Here is a 17,317-nt window from a genome sequence, read left to right as displayed (position 1 = left end):
CAATATGACGATCGCTCAACCTTCGCGCCGCTGCTTGCGATCGCTGTGCTTGCGCACGTTGCTGGCGAGTTCAGAAATGATTTCGGTGGCCGCGCCGATGATCTGATTGAAGTCGAATCCCGCGCGCGTCATCTCTCGATAGAACGATCGTGCAAGCATCTTGGAGAGCTGGCTCGGGTTCTGGACGGATTGCGCGACGATGTCGCCGATCGTCTGATCCGACGATCGCCTGATCGTTGCCTGGGCGAACGGCGAGGCGACGAGCTTCTCCAGCCGGTCCGCCTCGACGGATCGCGTGACGAACGTACCGAGAATCTGGAGCAGCTTCAGATCATGTTCATCGAATTGCCGTCCGAGCCGCGGTCCCGATACTTGCACGACGCCTATCGTCTTTCCATTCAGCGCGAGGACGGCGAACATCTTGTCGTGCGCGTCCGAGTATTCGACGATGGCCGTCTTCTCGCCAATATGGACTTCGCCGAATGCCTCGGTGTGCGCGGAGCACAACTCGGCGACGCGATCATCGACGGGTATCGAAACGACGCATCGCTTCACGTGCATTGCCTCGGCGACCATCGCTGCGAGGGCTTCCGGCGAGACGTCGACCCTCTCGGTGTCTGCAAACTCGACGAGCTGAGAATCCTGCTCTTCATAGGCATGTTCGGCGCTTTTCATGAGGACTCCACCGGTAGGTTGCGATGTGCGTCAGGTTATGCGTCGAAAGTTAGTTCGCCCTTAGCCCATGACCACGATTCGAAACGACCCGCGCCCTCATCGCCCGCTAACTTTCGAAAGACACACTAAGCCTGGTTCCAGATAGGTGCTCAAGATGAAACGTCCCTTATTCATGCAGCGGCGCAGTATCAAGGTTCGCGACGGCCGTTTTGATATCTCCGTTGAAGAGTCCGGAAGTATCGGCACGCCCTGCGTCTTGCTGCACGGCCGCGGCGAGTGCAGCGGCGTATGGCGAACGTTGACCGACGTAGCGTCGGCCGAACATCGCTTCGTGTCGATCGATTTAAGGGGCCACGGCGATTCGAGCTGGGACCCGGAGCGCGCTTACGATTCACCAACCCTTGCTGGCGACGTGTTACAGGTTCTGCTTGCAATGAACATAAGAAAGCCCGTTCTTATCGGTCATTCGCTCGGCGGCAGTGTCGCGTTGCAATTGGATGCCCTGCTCGGGCACCATGTTTCCGGACTGGTCATGGTGGACTTTGGACCGGAATCCGACGCATCGGGTTCACAACGCGTTCGTGCCGACATACGCGAGACGCCGGCTACGTTCGACACGATCGACGGATACGTATCGTGGTTGCTCGACCGGCGTCCGCTGGCGAACGGCCGTGCACTTCGCAATCTCGCCCTGCATGCGTTGCGCCGAACGCCGGCCGGCATGTTCGAGCCGAAGCTAGACCGGCGCGTCGCTGATGAGTCGCCGCAAAACATGGAGCCGCGCGCGGAACAGCTGTGGCAGATGATGGCGTCCGTGCGCTGCCCGACGCTCGTCGTGAGAGGCGTCGGGTCAGCGGTGCTCAAACCGCAGGATGCACAGCGCATGGCGCATCACGCGCTGCGCGAAGGACAGCTCGCCACGATATCCCGCGCCGGCCATGCGGTGATGACCGATAACCCCGATGAATTCAATCGCACGATCGAGGCATTCCTTGCTTCCCTGCCGCATGCCGCAAGCGGAGGTCAGTGATGTTCTCCATCATTCCCGCGCAGCTTCGCCGACAGTCCATGCCGCGACTGGTCATCGCAGTCATCGCCGGGTTCGCCGGGGCGCTGTGCAGTGCGGAGATCGCGCGTCTAATCAGCAAAGTCGCCGCCGGTCAGATCGAAACGCGCGGACTGGTGATCGTTTTCTTCGCGGTGTGCGCGGCGCAACTGCTGTTCAGAACGAGTTCGCAGATCATCGTGCTGGATTTCGGTCAGCAGGTGATATGCAGTCTTCGAATCGAGCTATGCCGCAAGATTCTGCGCACGCCCTACAAGAAGCTGCAAACGCTTGGCAAGCCGCGCCTGCTCGCCATTCTTACCACAGACATCAACACGTTCGCGCAAGCTGCGCAAATGCTGCCGCTCGCGTTCGGCAACGTGGTGCTCATCGCCGTATGCCTCGTGTATATGGCGTGGCTTTCGTGGCAGGCGTTCGCGTGCTTTTTCGTCTTTCTCGTCGTCGGAGGGGCGATTTATCATGTTATCGAGCGCTGGCCCTTGCGCGAAATGCAAGCGGTGAGAGATCAGCTCGATGTCATCTTCAGGCACTTTCGTTCCTTGCTGGAAGGCACGCGGGAATTGCAACTCAACGACGCGCGAGCCCGATACTTCACCGAGCACGTCGTTCATTCGACCGCACACGCATTCCGCCGATCGTTCACCCGCGCGATGCTCGTCTATTCGCTCGTCGCCAACGCGGGTGGCATGCTCTTCTATGTGGCGATCGGCCTGATTCTGCTCGTCGTGCCGCATTGGTTTCCACAATCGCACGGCGTGCTCGTGACGCTCACCCTCTTGCTTCTCTTCCTGATCCAGCCGGTCAGCGAAGTCATGACGACTTTGCCGATTCTTCGTCAGGCGTCGATTGCGCTGGGGCGCATCCGCATTCTCGATGCCGAGCTCACGCAGCAACCGGATGATGATGCTCATGTCACGCCAGACGATCCCTTCGGGGACGCAGCCGAAGGCGTGCCGCTGATCCGGTTCTCCGCCGTATCGCATCGATATCCGGGGCTGACGGAAGATCATCCGTTCACATTGGGGCCGATTGATCTATCGATTCGTCAGGGCGAAGTGGTCTACTTGATCGGCGGCAACGGCAGCGGCAAGACTACGCTCGCGATGCTGCTGCTCGGACTGTACGAACCCGAGCAAGGGCATGTGGAATTGAACGGCGTAAGAGTCGAGCGGGAGAACCTTGCGCATTATCGCGAGCGCTTCTCGGCCGTGTTCGCCGACTTTCATCTGTTCGATGAGGTGCTGTGTGAAGACCAGTCGCAGATTGCGAAGCAGGCGGCGCAGTATCTTCACAAGCTCGAACTCGATCACAAGGTCAGCATGAAGGGCAACCGGTTCAGCACGGTCAATCTCTCTTCCGGACAACGCAAGCGCATGGCGCTCATAGCGTCGTATCTGGAAGATCGCCCAATCTATCTGTTCGACGAATGGGCCGCCGATCAGGATCCCGTATTCAGGCGCGTGTTCTACACGCAGTTGATTCCCGAGCTCAAGCGCAAGGGGAAGACAGTCATCGTCATCTCTCACGACGATGCCTATTTCGAATGCGCCGATCGTCTCGTTCAGGTTGCGAACGGGCGCCTTACCGACGTATCCTCGGAAGCACTGAAAGAAGGCCTGTTCGCCGGACGCGGTGGCTCGGCAGTGGCGGAATGAGCTTGCCGTTCACTCGAACACCGCGTCTCCGCCCACGGCGTTGTGTCGCGACGCCTGCTGAATGCGGTGGCTACTAACGACACCGTGAGCCGCCCAGGCGGTGATGAGTTCACGGTACTGCTCGACGGCGTCGGTCACGCCAGCGAAGTCTGGAATAGCGGGATCGATGACGGGCTATGCCGACAAACTCGAACGCGCGAAACATGTCGGCGTGACGATTCTTTCCAAGCCGTTCAATATCGGCGACTTGCAGGCGCTGCTGCAGAGCGTGAAACTGTCGCGGCCGGCGGGTGCATAGCGTTGCGATCGTCCGTTATGGAATGCTGTGCTCGGAACCACATGGCTACAGGAAGCGAATATGGACTTTGATGTAATGGTGCTCGGCGCGGGTATCGTCGGAACCTCGATAGCCGTTCACTTGCAGCGCCGTGGAGCGAAGGTCGCGCTGATCGACCGAAAGGCGCCCGGTAACGAGACATCGCTGGGCAATGCCGGCATCATCCAGCGAGAAGGCGTCTACCCGTATGCCTTTCCGCGCGACCTTGCCACGATCTCGCGATACGCGTCGAACCGCGCAACCGACGTCAGATACCATGCGGCCGCCATGCCGAAGCTGCTGCCGTTCCTGCTTCGCTACTGGCATCATTCCCGACCCGACCGTCACGCGAAGATCGCGCGTGCTTATTCGGCGCTGATCGGACATAGCGTTTCCGAACATCGGGAACTGATCGACGCAGCCGGTGCTGACGCGCTGCTGAGAACCGGAGGATGGATCAACGCTTTCCGGACAACCAAAGCGTTCGACATTGCCGTGAACGAGGCTTCGCGCTGGAAAGACGAATATGGCATTCCGTTCGATGCCCTTTCCTACGAGGCCCTGCATGACGCGGAGCCTTCGCTCGGCCGCGCACTCAAAGCGGCTCTCCGATACACATCCGCAGATTCGGTGAGCGATCCGTCGGGCCTCGTGCGGGCGTATGCGAAGCTGTTCGAGACGCTTGGCGGCACCGTATTGATCGGCGATGCATCGACGCTCGAAACCGGATGGCGGTTGACTACCGCATCAGGCGTCGTATCGGCGAAACAGGCCGTCGTCGCGCTGGGACCGTGGTCGACTGATGCGATTGCGAAGCTGGGCTATCGCTTTCCGCTCGAGGTCAAACGCGGCTATCACATGCACTACGCGGCGAAGCCCGGTGCAACGCTTAATCAACCTGTGCTCGATGCGGAAGTCGGCTATGTCATCACGCCCATGACACGCGGCATCCGCTTGACGACAGGCGTCGAGCTCGGCCTCAGGGATTCGCCGAAGACGCCCGTGCAACTGGCGGCGGTGGAGCCTTTCGCTCGCGAAACGTTTCCGCTCGGCGAGCGCCTCGATGCGCAACCCTGGCTCGGGCGCCGACCGTGCACGCCCGACATGATGCCCGTGATCGGCCCGGCGCCGCGCCATGCAAATCTGTGGTTCGCCTTCGGTCATGCGCATCATGGGCTCACGCTCGGCCCGGTCACCGGACGCATCATCGCCGAGATGATGACCGGCGAGACTCCGCTCGTGGACCCTCGCCCGTTTCGTGCGGACCGGTTCTGATCGAGCGATGCGCTAAGCGCGATTCGCCATCAGCAACAGCGTTTGCCCGTCCTGCAGCACAGCTCCGTGCTGGTTCAGCACGGTCAGCCTCAACGTCGCGATGCCGCGGTCGGTTCGTTTGGTGACGCGCTTCTCCACGACTTCGATACGCACCTGGATTCGATCGCCGATCATCAGCGGCGCGCGAAACGCCCAGTTCCAGCTCAACGTCGCGAGTGCGCTGAAGCGGACGTCGCTGCGCGTCTTGAGGCCGTCGGCCAGCGCGAGTCCCAGAAGTCCATGCGCGATGCGCCCGGGAAAGCCCGCCTCCTGCGCGGCGACATCGTCCATATGCAGGTCGTACAGATCGCCCGAGACGCCCGCGTAGTTGACGACGTGCGACTCCGTGACCGTCATCCCCGAGGTGACGTAGTGATCGCCGGGTTCGATGTCGTTGAGGTCGTATTTGCCCGCCGGAAGCAGACGTCCCGTGCGCGCGTCTTCGTTGATTGCCTGGCTCATGTCCTGTCTCTTGTCTCTGTTGTCTCTGTTGCGTCAGCAAACCGATTGCAGGCGCTGCGCGCATACGGCCAGCACTTCGTCCGGCGCGACCTTCCACCACCGGTCGCGCGAAAAGATTTCCACTTCCATCATGCCGGCGTAGCCCGCGTCTTCCATCTCGCGCCGAAAGCCCGCCAGATCGATGACGCCATCGCCCATCATGCCGCGATCCATCAGCATGTCCTTCGTGTCGGCGTGCCAGTCGCACACGTGATACGCGAGAATCCGCCGCGCGCGGCCCGCCGCCGCGATGGATGCCGACAGCAGCGGGTCCCACCAGCAGTGATACACGTCGATGGCGATGCCCAGCATCGACGGATCGTCCGGCGCGATGCGTTCGCACATCGCGAGCGCCTGCCCGATCGTGTTGACGACGGAACGGTCCGCCGCGTACATCGGATGCAAAGGCTCGATGGCAAGCGGCACCTTCAGCTTGCGCGCCTCTTCGAGCAGACGCGCGATGCTCTCGTCGACCCGAGCGCGCGCGCCCGCCAGATCGCGGCCGTTCGCATTCACGCCGCCCACGACGAGCACGAAACAGCGCGCGTCGAGCTCGGCGGCATCGTGCAGCGCCGCGATATTGCCGTCGATGCTCGCGCGCCGGTCCGCTGGCGTCGCGCCGGTCAGATACGCCGAACGGCAATAGCCGGTGACCGTGAGTTGCAGCGCGCGAAGCCGGCGCGCGACCGCTTGCGCGCCGATCGCCTCGACCTCGTGCCGCCACGGCGCGACGCCGCCGAAGCCCGCGCGCGCGATCCGCTCCAGCGTCACATCGAGCGATTCGCGATGCCCGAGCGTCGCGGTATTGATGGCGCATCGTTTCAGTGAATCCATCTCGCGCTCCCTTGCATCGTTCACAAGCCGAAGGTCTGCATGACGAGCCGCATCCGGTGCACCGCGAGTTCCGGATCGCGCAGAAGGTTGGCGGCATCGGCGAGACGGAACACGTCCGCGAGATAGAGCGGCGGACGCGCGCCGTGATGGCCGCCCGGCATGAAGAAGTGCGGCTGGAATCCGTTCAGGTACGCGAGAAAGACGACGCCCGTCTTGTAGTACTGCGTCGGCGCGCGGAAGATGTGCCGCGAGAGCGCGACCGTGGGTTCGAGCACGCGCTCGTATCGCCCGATATCGCCGCTGGCGAGCGCGGCGAGCGCCTTCGACGCGGCGGGCGCGATCGCATCGAAGATGCCGAGCAGCGCGTGCGAGAAGCCCGCTTCGTCGCCCTTGATGAGCGACGGATAGTTGAAGTCGTCGCCCGTGTACATCTTCACGCCTTCGGGCAGACGGCGGCGGAACGCGATCTCGCGCGCGTCGTCGAGCAGCGAAATCTTGATGCCGTCGATTTTGTGCGCGTTCTCCGCGATCACCGCGAGGCAGGCATCGGCGGCTTCGTCGAGATTGTCGCTGCCCCAGTAGCCTTTCAGCTCGGGATCGAACATGTCACCGAGCCAGTGCAGGATCACGGGCCGTTCGCACATCGCGAGCACTTCGCGGTAAACGCGCCGATAGTCGTCGCGATGCCGCGCGACGCGTGCGAGCGCGCGGCTCGCCATCAGGATCACGCGGCTGCCGGTGCGCTGGATGGCGTCGAGCTGCATCGCATAGGCGCGAATCACGTCATCGCACGATGTCACCGCGTGCGCGCTCAGATGGTCGGTGCCGCAGCCCGACGCGATGAGCGCCTGAGGCATGTCGCGCGTTTCGGCCATCGTGCGTTGCACGAGTTCGAGCGCGATTTCCCACGACAGACCCATGCCGCGCTGCGCGGTGTCCATCGCTTCGGCAATGCCGAGGCCCTGCCCGATCAGATAACGCCGGTACTCGATGGTGCGCGGCCAGTCGAGCGCGGCGGGCTGATTCAGTTCGCCGCTGCGATGCGGATCGGCGACGACGTGCGCCGCCGAATACGCGATGCGGTTGAACGTTGCGCCCGCCGGCGCACCGCTGATCGGATCGCCTGTGAGCGTGTAGGTGTCGAACTGGCCGGAAGCGGCCGGAAGAACGATTTGCATGATGGTGGTTGCGCGCTCAGGCGTGCTCGTCGGAGAAACATGAAAACGAGGCGGGCATTTCGATGCCGAAGAACGTCGCGAACGCCGCGAGTTGCCCTTCGATCATCGGCCGGCCGTTGGTCGCGCGGCAGCCGCACTGCCGCGCATGTTCGAGCAGCGGGGTTTCGGCGGGCGTCATGATGATGTCGACCACCTGAAGCGCCGGCGCAAACGCGCCGAACGCCGCGGGCATGCCGTCACCCGGCCGCATGCCGACCGGCGAGCAGTTGACGAGCAGATCGATGCCCGCGAGATTCGCCGGATCGATATCGACGCTCGCCGGGCAGTCCGGATAGAACCGGTTCAGCCGCGCCGCCAGTTGCTCGGGCAACTCGCGCTGCGGATCGGCAAGCGCGATGCTCGCCGCGCCCGCTTCCGCCAGCGCATGCGCCACCGCCGCGCCCGCGCCGCCCGCGCCGAGCTGCTTCACATGCTTGCCGCGCACCTCGAAACCGATGCGCTTTAAGCCCAGCACGAGGCCGGTGCCGTCGAACATGTCGCCGAACCAGCTTCCGTCGGGACGCTCACGCATGACGTTGATCGCGCCGACACGGCGGGCGGTGTCGGAGACTTCATCGACCATCGACATGGCGCGCACCTTGTGCGGCACCGTGACGACGAGCCCGTCGACGTTGCCGAGCGCCTGAAGCCCGGCCATGACCGGCTGGAACACGTTGACGGGGACATCGAACGGCAGGCAGACCGCATCGATGCCGCCCGCTTCGAACAGCGCGTTCATCAGTTGCGGCGTTTTCACCTGCGTCACCGGATTGCCGACAATGCCGAACAAGCGCGTCGCCCCGCCGATGCGATATCTGCGCGTGGCTGGCTGCGTCACCGCTGTCCCTCCGCCAAACCAGCGAGGCGCGCATGACGCGGCCACGGTTGCGTGTCCATCGCGGCATCGAGGCCTATCGGCTCGGGGCGGAACAGGCGTTCGTCCATCAGCTTGAGATCGGGCGAGATGACTGGCCTGAACGCCATGTGCGCGAGCACGTCGCGTTCGAGATCGATGCCCGGCGCGATCTCGATCAGTTCCAGCGCACCCTCGATGGCGCGAAACACCGCGCGCTCGGTGACGAAGAGCGTCGTCTGATTGCGTTCCTGCGCGTACGGCCCGCTGTACGACACCTGCTGGAGCTTCGACACGAACTTGCGGTGCGCGCCTTCCTTGAGAATCTGCAACTGCCCGCCTTCGCACGACACTTGCAGGCTGCCCGCCGTGAACGTGCCGCCGAATACCATCTTGCGCGCGTTCTGGCTGATGTTGATGAACCCGCCCACGCCGATCAGCTTGTTCGCGAAGCGGCTGATGTTCACGCTGCCCTGCGAATCGATTTCCACGGCCGAAAGAAACGCGATGTCGATGCCGCCGCCATCGTAGAAATCGAACTGTGACGGCATGTCCACGATGGCGCTGTAGTTGCGCGCCGCGCCCGCGTCGAGACCCGCGGCAGGCGCGCCGCCGATCAGCCCTTGCTCGTTGGTCAGAACGATGTGATGCAGCACGTCCTCTTCCGCCGCGACGAGCCCGATGCCCGTGCATACGCCCGAACCCACGTTGCACACCACGCCGACGCGCAGTTCCATCGCGAGACGCCGCGCGATGATCTTGCGTTCGTCGAGCGGCAGCCGCGGAAAACCGCCGAGCGGAATGCGCAGTTCGCCGCTGAACGCGGGATCGTAGGCGGTCTGGTAGGTCACCGGCTGATCCGGCTCGACGACCACCGCATCCACCAACATGCCGGGAATCTTCACCGTCTTGGCGGGCAGCGTACCGCGCCGCGCGAGCCGCTTGACCTGCACGATCACGAGGCCGCCGTTGCGCCGGGTCGCCTGCGCCATCGAAAGCATGTCGCCGAACACGGCTTCGCCTTCCATCGATACATTGCCATCTTCGTCGGCCGTCGTGCCGCGCAGGAACGCGACATCGACTTCGAAAGGCTTGTAGAACAGCCACTCGCGCCCTTCGATTTCGATCAGGCTCACGAGCTTGTCGTCGCTCGGCGCACCTTGCAGGCCGCCGCCGTTACGCGGATCGACGAAGGTATGCAGGCCGACGTGGCTGACGAGTCCCGGCCTACCCGCCGCCATTTCGCGCGTGAGTTGCGACAGCGCGCCCTGCGGCAACGTCCACGCTTCGAGTTCCTTGTTCAGCGCCATCTGCGCGAGCGGGGGCGAATCGACCAGCGTGCCGCACACGACGCGCTTGAGCAGCCCAGGATGCGCGAGCCGCGATGCGCCGCGCTCGCCGCGATCGCCGAGACCGACCGGATGCACGGACGTAATCCGGCGCGGCGCGCCCTGCGCGAGAAAGCGGCGCTCGAGCGCCTCGATGAGCGATTCGGGCACGGCATGTCCGCTTCCCGATCCTCCGATCATCAACGTGTCGCCGTCCTTCAGTAGGGATGCAGCCTGGTCGGCGGTCAAAATTTGCATGTTCTGTGCTCCGGTGTTTTCTGTGTCTGTCGATGCGTGCCTCTGCTACGCCGCCGAGCGCGATTCCGCAAATACCTGCTCGTCATCGCGGTGACGCGAAAGATGCTTGCCGAGCAGCGCGGCGATCAGCGTGAACAGGCAAAACGCGGCGAGGTACAGCATCACGTAGGTCGGCTTGCCGTCGGCATAGGCGACCAGCGCCGTGGCGATGAACGGCGTCGGCCCGCCGATGAACGCGCCCGAAAACTCGCGGCACATGGCGATGCCGGAGAAGCGGTACTGCGTCGGAAAGAGGTTGGAGAGGAACGCGCCCTGCGCGCCGCACGTGCAGCCCCAGCTGATGCCGTAGACCGCGCTCATCGCGATCGTGGCGAGCACGACGTCCTTCGAATCGATCGCATGAAAGAGCGGCCACACGAGCGCGAGCGCGATCATCGCGCCGGCGGCGAACACGTTGCCGCTGCCGTACTTGTCCGCGAGCATGCCGCCGACTGGCGCGCAGAAGAGCGAAAAGCCGAGCGCGATGATGAGCACGACCAGACTGTCCGCCTTCGCCATGCCGACGGTGTTCGTCATGTAGCTCAGCGCGAAGGTGTTGAGCACGTACGACAGCGCCTGATGGCCGCCCATCGCGAAGAAGCCGCACAGCAGTTCGCGCCGGCTCTTGCGAAACAGTTCGGCCACGGGCACTTTCGCGCCCTTGGCCTTTTCGCTCGCCTTCTCCATCGCCGCTACGTATTCGGGCGTCTCGTCGAGTTTCGAACGGATGTAGATGGCGACGCCGAACAGCGCGAGCGACAGCAGGAACGGCACGCGCCACACCCACGAGAAGAGGATGTCCTCGGGCACGTACGAAATCATCAGGAAGGTGGCGATGGCGATCATCACGCCGAAGTTGGTTGCGGCGTTCGGAATCGACGTGAAGAATGCGCGGCGGCTCGGCGGCGTGTATTCGGCGATCAGCGTGATCGCGCCCGCGAGTTCCGCGCCCGCGCCGAAGCCCTGCATCATGCGCAGGAGCACGAGCAGAATCGGCGCGAGGATGCCCGCCTGCTGCCAGGTCGGCAACAAACCGAGGCCGACGGTCGCCGCGCCCATGATCGTCACGCAGAAGACGAGCGCGGGCTTGCGGCCGTATTTATCGCCGATGTGGGAAATGACGATGCCGCCCAGCGGCCGGATGATGAAGCCCACGGCAAACGTCGCGAACGCGGCGAGCGTGCCCGCCAGCGACGACAAATGCGGAAAAAACAGCTTGTTGATGATGAGGCCCGATGCCGCCGCGTAAAGCCCATAGTCGTACCATTCGATGATGGTTCCGAGCGTGGACGCGAATACGGCGCGCCGGATGTTCCTGCGGTCTGCCCGCGCGAGTGCTGGTTGCATGGCGCTGTCTCCTGCTTCTCTTGTCTGATCTCGTGTGCGATGCCGCGCGCCTGAAGGTCGCGGCATCCGTTGACGGTTTCGCTGCTGATCGTGTCGATCGTGTCGATCTCGTGAATCAGGTCCGGCCGCGATTGCCGAACGCGTTGGCGCCCTCCTCGTAATTGCCCGAGGCGAAGCAGAGCGAGGTCAGCTCGTTCTCGTAGCGGATGCCTTCGTCCACGCTCATCGAGAGCGCCGCGCGCACCGCCGCCTTCACCGACTGCGTGGCGATCGGGCTGAAACCGGCCATCTTGCGGCACAGCGCCATGGCGTGATCGACGACGGCCTCGTCGTCCACCACCATCTCGACCAGGCCGATGCTGCGCGCCTCGTCCGCATCGATGGTGTCGCCGGTCAACAGAAGGCGCATCGCCTGTCCGTAGCCGACCAGACGCGGCAGCATCTGCGAGGCGCCGCCGCCGCCCACCCATCCGCGCAGCACTTCGGGCGCGCCGAACTTCGCGCTCCGGCCGGCCACGCGGATATCGGCGCCGAGCATCATTTCCAGTCCGCCTCCGAGCACCCAGCCCTTCAATGCGGCGACGACGGGCTTGCTGAAATCGCGCACGACCATCGCGTAATCGGTGCGCGCGCGGAACTCCCACGCGGTCCGGTACGTCTTGAGCGAATGCAAGTCGCTGCCCGCGCTGAACGCGCGCTCGCCTTCGCCGCGCAGCAGCACCACGTGAACCGTCTCGTCGCGCTCGATGTCCTGCCGGATGCCGACGAGCGCCTGCGTCATCTCGGGTGTGATCGCGTTCATCTTTTCCGGCCGGTTGATGACGATCTCCGCCACCGCGCCGTGCTTGCGCATCAGTATCTGTTCCTGCATCGCGCCTCCTTTTTGCCGACTGCCGGAGCAGTCATGTCCCTTTGCGTTTTCCCTTATACTTACTTACTAGTAAGTAGCTTGAGCGGACATTAACATCTATCCCGAACGTCGCGCAACGGGAATTTCGAGGACGGAGAAATGGAGGCTACACAGTGGATGCGAAGACGCTCGAAGCACACGGAGGAACGCGGCCGGCCGATAGGGGTCGTGTAAAATCAGCCGTTGCTTCGCCCCGTATGAGGCTTAGTCACCACACCGATCCTCACCGAGGGAAAACCTTGAGTCAGACCGAGAAGACCGCAAGAACCGACAAGACGGCTCCAGCTACCCGGCAGCGGTCGTCCATGTACGACAGCATCAAGGACGTGGCCAAACGGCTTCTGATCGCGCACGGTTATCACAAGACGACGTTCGGCGTGATCGCGAAGGAGCTCGGCATCACGACGACCAACATCCACTATCACTTCGGCAACAAGAACAGTCTCGTCGAGGAGGTGGTGAAGGATTACGTGGCAGGCGCAACGGAAGGTCAGAAGAATATCTGGCTCGACGAAACCATGTCCTTGCAGGAAAAGGTGCAGGCGGAAATCGCCTTCAACCGCAATCTCTTTCGCAAGTACAACCCCAACGGCAAGACGCGCAAGCCGTGGAGCCTGATCGGCCGGCTGCGCCTCGAAAGCGACGTCCTCACCGACGAAGCGCGCGCCGCGCTCGCGGGCTTCACTACCGAAATCCACGGCGCGGTGGAGTTCGCGGTAGCGCATGCGAGCCGCAGCGGCGAGCTTAAGCGCGACACGCCCAAGGAAGACCTGATCTTCCTGCTCACGCATCTGATCGACAGCCTGTCGGTGTTCGCACAGGACGCGGGCGGCTTCGAGCGTGTCGAGCAGTTCATGAACTCGTTCTCGCGCGTCGTCCTCGCGAAATACACGAAGTAATGTTCGGGCATAGCAAGCATCTGCAGTACACAGTCCGCGTCGCCGCTCCCAATCCGGGTCTGGCGAATCTGCGGCTCGAGCAATTCGGCGGTCCGCAGGAGTTGCATAACAACCGCGTATGATCGGAAGGTTGACACGACTCTCGACTTTCTTGTCATCGGATTAATCGAGTTCACTCACAGTATCGAACAAGGATGAACCTGATTGAACGCGTTCCGCTGATCGGGTCCGCGCTTTGCTCTACATCGTGACACCTGACAATCCGAAATGGAGAACACGATGCCCCGCCCGACCCCCACCCAGGACACGACTGCCGCGACTTCCGCCGTCACGCAAAGTCAGGATGCCATTCAATTGCTGACGGATGATCATCGCGCCGTCGAAAAGCTGTTCGATGCGTTCGAGAAAACCCAGAAGGACGATCTGGATGCCAAGTCCACACTCGTGCGACGCGCCTGTGAAGAGCTCACGGTTCACGCGATGATCGAGGAAGAACTGCTTTATCCCGCAGCGCAGGAAGCGCTAGAAGAAGACGACCGCCCCGATGTCGAGGAAGCCTATGTCGAACACTTTCTCGTGAAGGTGCTGATCGACAAATTCACGAAGCTCAAAGCAGGCGAACCCGGTTTCGATGCCACCTTCAAGGTGATGAGCGAGATGGTGCGTCATCACATCGAAGAAGAAGAGTCAGACTTGTTTCCCAAGCTGCGAAAGTCCGGCGCCGATCTCGGTGCGCTCGGCAAGAAGCTGATTCAGCGCAAGGAAAAGCTGGAGGCGAAGATCCCGAAAGATGCTGGCGATAACACGATGCGCCTGCATTGATTCTGGCCAATATAAAGAAGAAGCGGCGCGCCCGACGTTGGGCGCGCGCATCCGCTGGTCATCCGCGCAGCGCGTCGAGCACATCGGAGAACGCACGATGTGTCGATGCGCTCAATCCCGCGCCGACCGCCGTCTGCACCGTTCGGCGCACACCGAGAATGGCGATGCCGACGAGCGCGAGTGCAATCAACTCGGCGTTGGGAGAGCGCAGAAACCACGGCACGGGGCGCGTCGTCGGCAGCGCACGCGGAACGCGCGTGACACGCAAGGGTCCGTCCGCAGTGTGCGCGGCAATCAGCTCCGCGCGCGATTCCGCCATGCGCGCGAGCACGGCTCCCTGAGCTTCGGCATGCTTCATTGCGCTGCCTCCCTGATGGCATCCGCGTCGCGTTGCAATTGTTCGCGCAGCATTTGAAACGGCTGCGCCGGCTTGCGCGACATCATCACAATGACGGCGATCACCGCAACCGCGAACCAGGCGCCCGCGACGCACCACGCCGTCAGCACGAGATACGGCGTGCTCGCCGCGGTCACGATTACGGCGATCGACACGAAAGACAACGTGAACAGCGCACCGATCGTGAGCGCCACGAGCGCGACCACTTCGTGCAATACGCGCTTCTTGGTTTCAGCGAGTTCGATCGGAATCAGCTCGCCATAGTCGACGAGGCGTCTCGTGCAGAAGTGGCCGATCCTGCGCCAGTTGGCGATCTTTCTCTGGATTGTCATCGTTGCTGCTCCAGCGAGGTTTCAGTCGAGACGGAGTGTCCTGTCACCACCTGGAGCACCGCGCATGCCTGCGATACCCACCCGCGCAACGTGAACGCATTGGCCCGAGAGCTGCGGCCGAAATGAGAATCGGTGGCACAGCCGTTGCTGAAATGTGATGCGCCGACCTCGCTTTTCGTCGACGATTTTTTTGGCCCTTTAGCACTTTATCCACGACGTGGTCGATTCAGGCCGCGTCTTCGCCAGCGCAAGACCTCGCGCTGAGACTCGCGGTACCAGACTGCAAGTGACGTAATCCCGCTCCTCTCAGTCGCTGCGAGCCCAACGACATGTGCAACCCAGACGAGCGCTGGTTCAAGGCAGGGACCCCGCTCGCCTTACACAAGGAAACGTCATCATGTTTGTTCATAACAAGCGCCTGCAATACACCGTGCGCGTCGCCGGTCCGAATCCCGGCCTCGCCAATCTCATGCTGGAACAGTTCGGCGGCCCGCAAGGCGAACTCGCCGCGGCCTGTCGTTATTTCACTCAGGCAGTTGCGGAAGACGATCCGGGCCGCAAGGACCTGCTTTTCGATATCGCCACCGAGGAGTTGAGCCATCTCGAAGTGATCGGCTCCATCGTCGCGATGCTGAACAAGGGCGCGAAGGGTCAGCTCGCGGAAGCGGTGGAATCGGAAGCGGAGTTGTACCGGTCACTCACGGGCGGCGGCAACGACTCGCACACCACCGCGCTGCTTTACGGCGGCGGCCCCGCGCTCACCAACTCCGCGGGCGTGCCGTGGACCGCAGCCTACATCGACACCATCGGTGAACCGACCGCCGATCTGCGCTCGAACATCGCGGCCGAGGCCCGCGCGAAGATCGTCTATGAGCGTCTCATCAATGTGACCGACGATCCCGGCATCAGGGACGCGCTCGGCTTTCTGATGACGCGCGAGATCGCACATCAGAAGTCGTTCGAGAAGGCCTTGCACGCCATTCAGCCAAACTTCCCGCAAGGCAAGTTGCCGGGCAATCCGGAGTTCACGAGCGTCTACTTCAACATGTCGAAGGACGGCGATGCACGCGGTCCGTGGAATGAAGGCGGCGACTGGAAGTTCGTCGAAGATCCGCAGCCGGCCGTGGATGGCGGCGACGGCACCGCGACGGTGAGCGTATCGGAGCAGGACGTAGAGACGCTCCAGGCGATGGTCTCGCGCACCGCATCCGATCCGTCGAGCGATCCGACAACGGGCGCGGATCTCGGCGCAGGCAAGGCGAGCTGACGCGCGACCCGCGCCTTGCGCGGCGATGGCGAACCATCGTTCGGTTTGCCATCGCCGCGATGCGGGACTGTTACTTCAAATCATCAGGTACTTTGCCGCCGTTTTCCGCGAGCTTCTGCATGACCTGCTTGTGAAGCCATATATTCATCGCGGCCGAGTCCTCCGTATTTCCCGTGTAATGCAATTCCGCCGCGAGTTCCTTGCGCGCAGACAGGCTGCTGTCGAGGCCGAGCAGCTTCATCAGATCGACGATCGACGTTCGCCAGTTGAGTCGTTCGCCGTGACTTGCCTGCATCTTGGTCAGCACCGCTTCGACATCGACTTCCTGCATAGGCGCGGCGGCCTGCGTCGGCGCGGACTGCGCAGGCGCGGAACCAGGCGCGGCAGCGGGCGTTGATGAAGCCGGCGCGGCCGGCGCGGCCGGCTGTCCGGCGGCTGGGCTCGCGTTGGCGGGCGCGCTGTCGTGGTGAAAGATCTTGTTCAGGATATTGGAAAAGATACTCATGACGTCTCCTTTGGAAGTGAGCCCTCGGTACGTGCAAGTGTCATGCCGCAGCGCTGCCGACACATCCGTCATTCGACGCAGCGATAATCCGACGCGGAATAACGCTTGCTGTATGAGTGTCGTGCCGTAAAAGCACGGTAGCGCGAATTCCCCACAATAAAGTAGCCCCGCAATGCGGCGAGGAGTCATCGTGGACATGTCATCCTGTTCCCCTTCCATCACGACCATGATCCGCATGGATCACACGCACGTGATGGCGGCCTTTCATCGCTATCACGCGCAAACGCCTTGGTGGAGAAAACGCGCCATCGTCGAGCTTGCCTGCACGGCACTGGAAATTCATGCACAACTGGAAGAAGAAATCTTCTATCCCGCGCTCAGCGAGGTCATGGCCGGCGACGAGCGTCTCACGAAGAGCAAGCCCGAGCACGACGCGATGAGGGAAGAGATCGCCAAGCTGCGTGCAATGGGTCCGCAAGACGCCGCGTACGATGCGCGCTTCAGGCAGCTCATGCGCGAAGTGATGCATCACGTCGCGGACGAAGAAACTGTCTTGCTGCCGACCGCCGAGCGCGCGCTCGCGTCACAGCTATCCGAACTCGGCATGCGCATGACGAAGCGCCGCATGCAACTCGTCGCTCAACATCATCCGTCTGCGATCGCGGCGAATACGGCCGGCACGTTTCCGCTCGCGTCGCTTGCCGTCATCTCGCTGGGCGCGCTCGCTATCGCGCGTTGTCTGCGGCCCGCAGGCGCGCGCCGCATCGCACGTGATGCGTGAT

General features: G+C 62.8%; 19 protein-coding genes and 1 pseudogene. 9 read left to right on the top strand and 11 right to left on the bottom strand.

The genetic code is table 11. From position 1 onward, the window contains the following. Positions 1 to 15: 15 nt before the first annotated feature. A complete protein-coding gene (locus NCT32_RS21790) occupies positions 16 to 675 on the bottom strand; it encodes a hypothetical protein (protein WP_061117035.1) in 660 nt (219 codons plus the stop codon). Between the two features lie 154 nt (positions 676 to 829). Between NCT32_RS21790 and NCT32_RS21785 the strand changes: the two genes are divergently transcribed. The 4 genes from NCT32_RS21785 (at position 830) to NCT32_RS21770 (ending at position 4,987) form a co-directional block, all read left to right on the top strand. After that, a complete protein-coding gene (locus NCT32_RS21785; protein WP_250477714.1) occupies positions 830 to 1,705 on the top strand; it encodes an alpha/beta fold hydrolase in 876 nt (291 codons plus the stop codon). After that, positions 1,705 to 3,396, top strand: a complete 1,692-nt coding sequence (locus NCT32_RS21780; RefSeq protein ID WP_250490522.1) for a cyclic peptide export ABC transporter — start codon at positions 1,705 to 1,707, stop codon at positions 3,394 to 3,396. The genes NCT32_RS21785 and NCT32_RS21780 overlap by 1 nt, the downstream gene beginning before the upstream one ends. Positions 3,397 to 3,499: 103 nt before the next feature. Beyond that, positions 3,500 to 3,694 carry a hypothetical protein gene (locus NCT32_RS21775; RefSeq protein WP_143756296.1) on the top strand — a complete coding sequence of 65 codons (195 nt, stop codon included), beginning with the start codon at positions 3,500 to 3,502 and terminating at the stop codon, positions 3,692 to 3,694. Between the two features lie 60 nt (positions 3,695 to 3,754). Continuing rightward, positions 3,755 to 4,987 (top strand): FAD-binding oxidoreductase, encoded by a 1,233-nt coding sequence (locus NCT32_RS21770; protein ID WP_061117037.1) that lies wholly within the window; start codon positions 3,755 to 3,757, stop codon positions 4,985 to 4,987. Between the two features lie 12 nt (positions 4,988 to 4,999). On the opposite strand, the gene NCT32_RS21765 is transcribed toward NCT32_RS21770, so the two are convergent. The 7 genes from NCT32_RS21765 to NCT32_RS21735 form a co-directional block, all read right to left on the bottom strand. After that, positions 5,000 to 5,488 (bottom strand): MaoC/PaaZ C-terminal domain-containing protein, encoded by a 489-nt coding sequence (locus NCT32_RS21765; protein WP_061117038.1) that lies wholly within the window; start codon positions 5,486 to 5,488, stop codon positions 5,000 to 5,002. A gap of 33 nt (positions 5,489 to 5,521) precedes the next feature. Further along, the gene (locus NCT32_RS21760; protein ID WP_061117039.1) at positions 5,522 to 6,361 is read right to left on the bottom strand and encodes a sugar phosphate isomerase/epimerase; all 840 of its coding nucleotides are present in this window, start codon (positions 6,359 to 6,361) and stop codon (positions 5,522 to 5,524) included. Positions 6,362 to 6,381: 20 nt separating this feature from the next. Continuing rightward, positions 6,382 to 7,539: a dihydrodipicolinate synthase family protein gene (locus tag NCT32_RS21755; RefSeq protein ID WP_061117040.1), complete on the bottom strand. Its 1,158-nt coding sequence runs from the start codon at positions 7,537 to 7,539 to the stop codon at positions 6,382 to 6,384. 16 nt (positions 7,540 to 7,555) lie between these two features. After that, positions 7,556 to 8,416, bottom strand: coding sequence for a shikimate dehydrogenase (locus tag NCT32_RS21750; protein ID WP_061117041.1), 861 nt, complete (start codon positions 8,414 to 8,416; stop codon positions 7,556 to 7,558). Further along, the gene (locus NCT32_RS21745) at positions 8,413 to 10,017 is read right to left on the bottom strand and encodes an acyl CoA:acetate/3-ketoacid CoA transferase (protein ID WP_061117042.1); all 1,605 of its coding nucleotides are present in this window, start codon (positions 10,015 to 10,017) and stop codon (positions 8,413 to 8,415) included. The genes NCT32_RS21750 and NCT32_RS21745 overlap by 4 nt, the downstream gene beginning before the upstream one ends. Positions 10,018 to 10,062: 45 nt before the next feature. After that, positions 10,063 to 11,403: an MFS transporter gene (locus NCT32_RS21740; protein ID WP_061117043.1), complete on the bottom strand. Its 1,341-nt coding sequence runs from the start codon at positions 11,401 to 11,403 to the stop codon at positions 10,063 to 10,065. 115 nt (positions 11,404 to 11,518) lie between these two features. Next, on the bottom strand, positions 11,519 to 12,274 hold the full coding sequence (locus NCT32_RS21735) for an enoyl-CoA hydratase/isomerase family protein (protein WP_061117044.1): 756 nt from the start codon (positions 12,272 to 12,274) through the stop codon (positions 11,519 to 11,521). A 344-nt stretch (positions 12,275 to 12,618) separates the two neighbouring features. On the opposite strand from NCT32_RS21735, the gene NCT32_RS21730 reads away from it, so the two are divergent. The 3 genes and pseudogenes from NCT32_RS21730 (at position 12,619) to NCT32_RS21720 (ending at position 14,034) form a co-directional block, all read left to right on the top strand. Then, on the top strand, positions 12,619 to 13,212 hold the full coding sequence (locus NCT32_RS21730; protein WP_061117045.1) for a TetR/AcrR family transcriptional regulator: 594 nt from the start codon (positions 12,619 to 12,621) through the stop codon (positions 13,210 to 13,212). Beyond that, positions 13,212 to 13,310 (top strand): annotated as a pseudogene (locus tag NCT32_RS21725) (manganese catalase family protein); the annotation flags it as partial. The gene NCT32_RS21730 and the pseudogene NCT32_RS21725, both read left to right, overlap by 1 nt. A gap of 181 nt (positions 13,311 to 13,491) precedes the next feature. Further along, on the top strand, positions 13,492 to 14,034 hold the full coding sequence (locus NCT32_RS21720) for a hemerythrin domain-containing protein (protein ID WP_061117264.1): 543 nt from the start codon (positions 13,492 to 13,494) through the stop codon (positions 14,032 to 14,034). Between the two features lie 58 nt (positions 14,035 to 14,092). Here the strand turns inward: NCT32_RS21720 and NCT32_RS21715 are convergent, their stop codons facing one another. Both NCT32_RS21715 and NCT32_RS21710 read right to left on the bottom strand, forming a co-directional pair. Continuing rightward, complete coding sequence (locus NCT32_RS21715) at positions 14,093 to 14,392, bottom strand: hypothetical protein (protein ID WP_250477672.1); 300 nt, start codon at positions 14,390 to 14,392, stop codon at positions 14,093 to 14,095. Further along, on the bottom strand, positions 14,389 to 14,763 hold the full coding sequence (locus NCT32_RS21710) for a phage holin family protein (protein ID WP_061117047.1): 375 nt from the start codon (positions 14,761 to 14,763) through the stop codon (positions 14,389 to 14,391). Before NCT32_RS21710 ends, NCT32_RS21715 begins: the two co-directional genes overlap by 4 nt. 397 nt (positions 14,764 to 15,160) lie before the next feature. Here NCT32_RS21710 and NCT32_RS21705 point away from each other — a divergent pair, with 397 nt between their 5' ends. Further along, the gene (locus NCT32_RS21705; RefSeq protein ID WP_061117048.1) at positions 15,161 to 16,030 is read left to right on the top strand and encodes a manganese catalase family protein; all 870 of its coding nucleotides are present in this window, start codon (positions 15,161 to 15,163) and stop codon (positions 16,028 to 16,030) included. A gap of 70 nt (positions 16,031 to 16,100) precedes the next feature. Here NCT32_RS21705 and NCT32_RS21700 read toward each other — a convergent pair whose 3' ends face one another. After that, the gene (locus NCT32_RS21700; RefSeq protein WP_061117049.1) at positions 16,101 to 16,535 is read right to left on the bottom strand and encodes a DUF3597 domain-containing protein; all 435 of its coding nucleotides are present in this window, start codon (positions 16,533 to 16,535) and stop codon (positions 16,101 to 16,103) included. Positions 16,536 to 16,731: 196 nt separating this feature from the next. On the opposite strand from NCT32_RS21700, the gene NCT32_RS21695 reads away from it, so the two are divergent. Next, positions 16,732 to 17,316, top strand: coding sequence for a hemerythrin domain-containing protein (locus tag NCT32_RS21695; RefSeq protein ID WP_250490521.1), 585 nt, complete (start codon positions 16,732 to 16,734; stop codon positions 17,314 to 17,316). The last annotated feature ends 1 nt before the right edge of the window (position 17,317 follow it).

The organism is Caballeronia sp. INML2 (assembly GCF_023631365.1).
Classification (GTDB): Bacteria; Pseudomonadota; Gammaproteobacteria; order Burkholderiales; family Burkholderiaceae; genus Caballeronia; species Caballeronia turbans.
This window is presented reverse-complemented; position numbering and strand designations above follow the sequence as displayed.

Excerpts from the sequence above, each read along its gene's own strand:
- NCT32_RS21790 (WP_061117035.1), bottom strand. The coding sequence starts at position 675 with ATGAAAAGCGCCGAACATGCCTATGAAGAGCAGGATTCTCAGCTCGTC.
- NCT32_RS21785 (WP_250477714.1), top strand. The coding sequence starts at position 830 with ATGAAACGTCCCTTATTCATGCAGCGGCGCAGTATCAAGGTTCGCGAC.
- NCT32_RS21780 (WP_250490522.1), top strand. The coding sequence starts at position 1,705 with ATGTTCTCCATCATTCCCGCGCAGCTTCGCCGACAGTCCATGCCGCGA.
- NCT32_RS21775 (WP_143756296.1), top strand. The coding sequence starts at position 3,500 with ATGAGTTCACGGTACTGCTCGACGGCGTCGGTCACGCCAGCGAAGTCT.
- NCT32_RS21770 (WP_061117037.1), top strand. The coding sequence starts at position 3,755 with ATGGACTTTGATGTAATGGTGCTCGGCGCGGGTATCGTCGGAACCTCG.
- NCT32_RS21765 (WP_061117038.1), bottom strand. The coding sequence starts at position 5,488 with ATGAGCCAGGCAATCAACGAAGACGCGCGCACGGGACGTCTGCTTCCG.
- NCT32_RS21760 (WP_061117039.1), bottom strand. The coding sequence starts at position 6,361 with ATGGATTCACTGAAACGATGCGCCATCAATACCGCGACGCTCGGGCAT.
- NCT32_RS21755 (WP_061117040.1), bottom strand. The coding sequence starts at position 7,539 with ATGCAAATCGTTCTTCCGGCCGCTTCCGGCCAGTTCGACACCTACACG.
- NCT32_RS21745 (WP_061117042.1), bottom strand. The coding sequence starts at position 10,017 with ATGCAAATTTTGACCGCCGACCAGGCTGCATCCCTACTGAAGGACGGC.
- NCT32_RS21740 (WP_061117043.1), bottom strand. The coding sequence starts at position 11,403 with ATGCAACCAGCACTCGCGCGGGCAGACCGCAGGAACATCCGGCGCGCC.
- NCT32_RS21735 (WP_061117044.1), bottom strand. The coding sequence starts at position 12,274 with ATGCAGGAACAGATACTGATGCGCAAGCACGGCGCGGTGGCGGAGATC.
- NCT32_RS21730 (WP_061117045.1), top strand. The coding sequence starts at position 12,619 with ATGTACGACAGCATCAAGGACGTGGCCAAACGGCTTCTGATCGCGCAC.
- NCT32_RS21720 (WP_061117264.1), top strand. The coding sequence starts at position 13,492 with ATGCCCCGCCCGACCCCCACCCAGGACACGACTGCCGCGACTTCCGCC.
- NCT32_RS21715 (WP_250477672.1), bottom strand. The coding sequence starts at position 14,392 with ATGAAGCATGCCGAAGCTCAGGGAGCCGTGCTCGCGCGCATGGCGGAA.
- NCT32_RS21710 (WP_061117047.1), bottom strand. The coding sequence starts at position 14,763 with ATGACAATCCAGAGAAAGATCGCCAACTGGCGCAGGATCGGCCACTTC.
- NCT32_RS21705 (WP_061117048.1), top strand. The coding sequence starts at position 15,161 with ATGTTTGTTCATAACAAGCGCCTGCAATACACCGTGCGCGTCGCCGGT.
- NCT32_RS21700 (WP_061117049.1), bottom strand. The coding sequence starts at position 16,535 with ATGAGTATCTTTTCCAATATCCTGAACAAGATCTTTCACCACGACAGC.
- NCT32_RS21695 (WP_250490521.1), top strand. The coding sequence starts at position 16,732 with ATGTCATCCTGTTCCCCTTCCATCACGACCATGATCCGCATGGATCAC.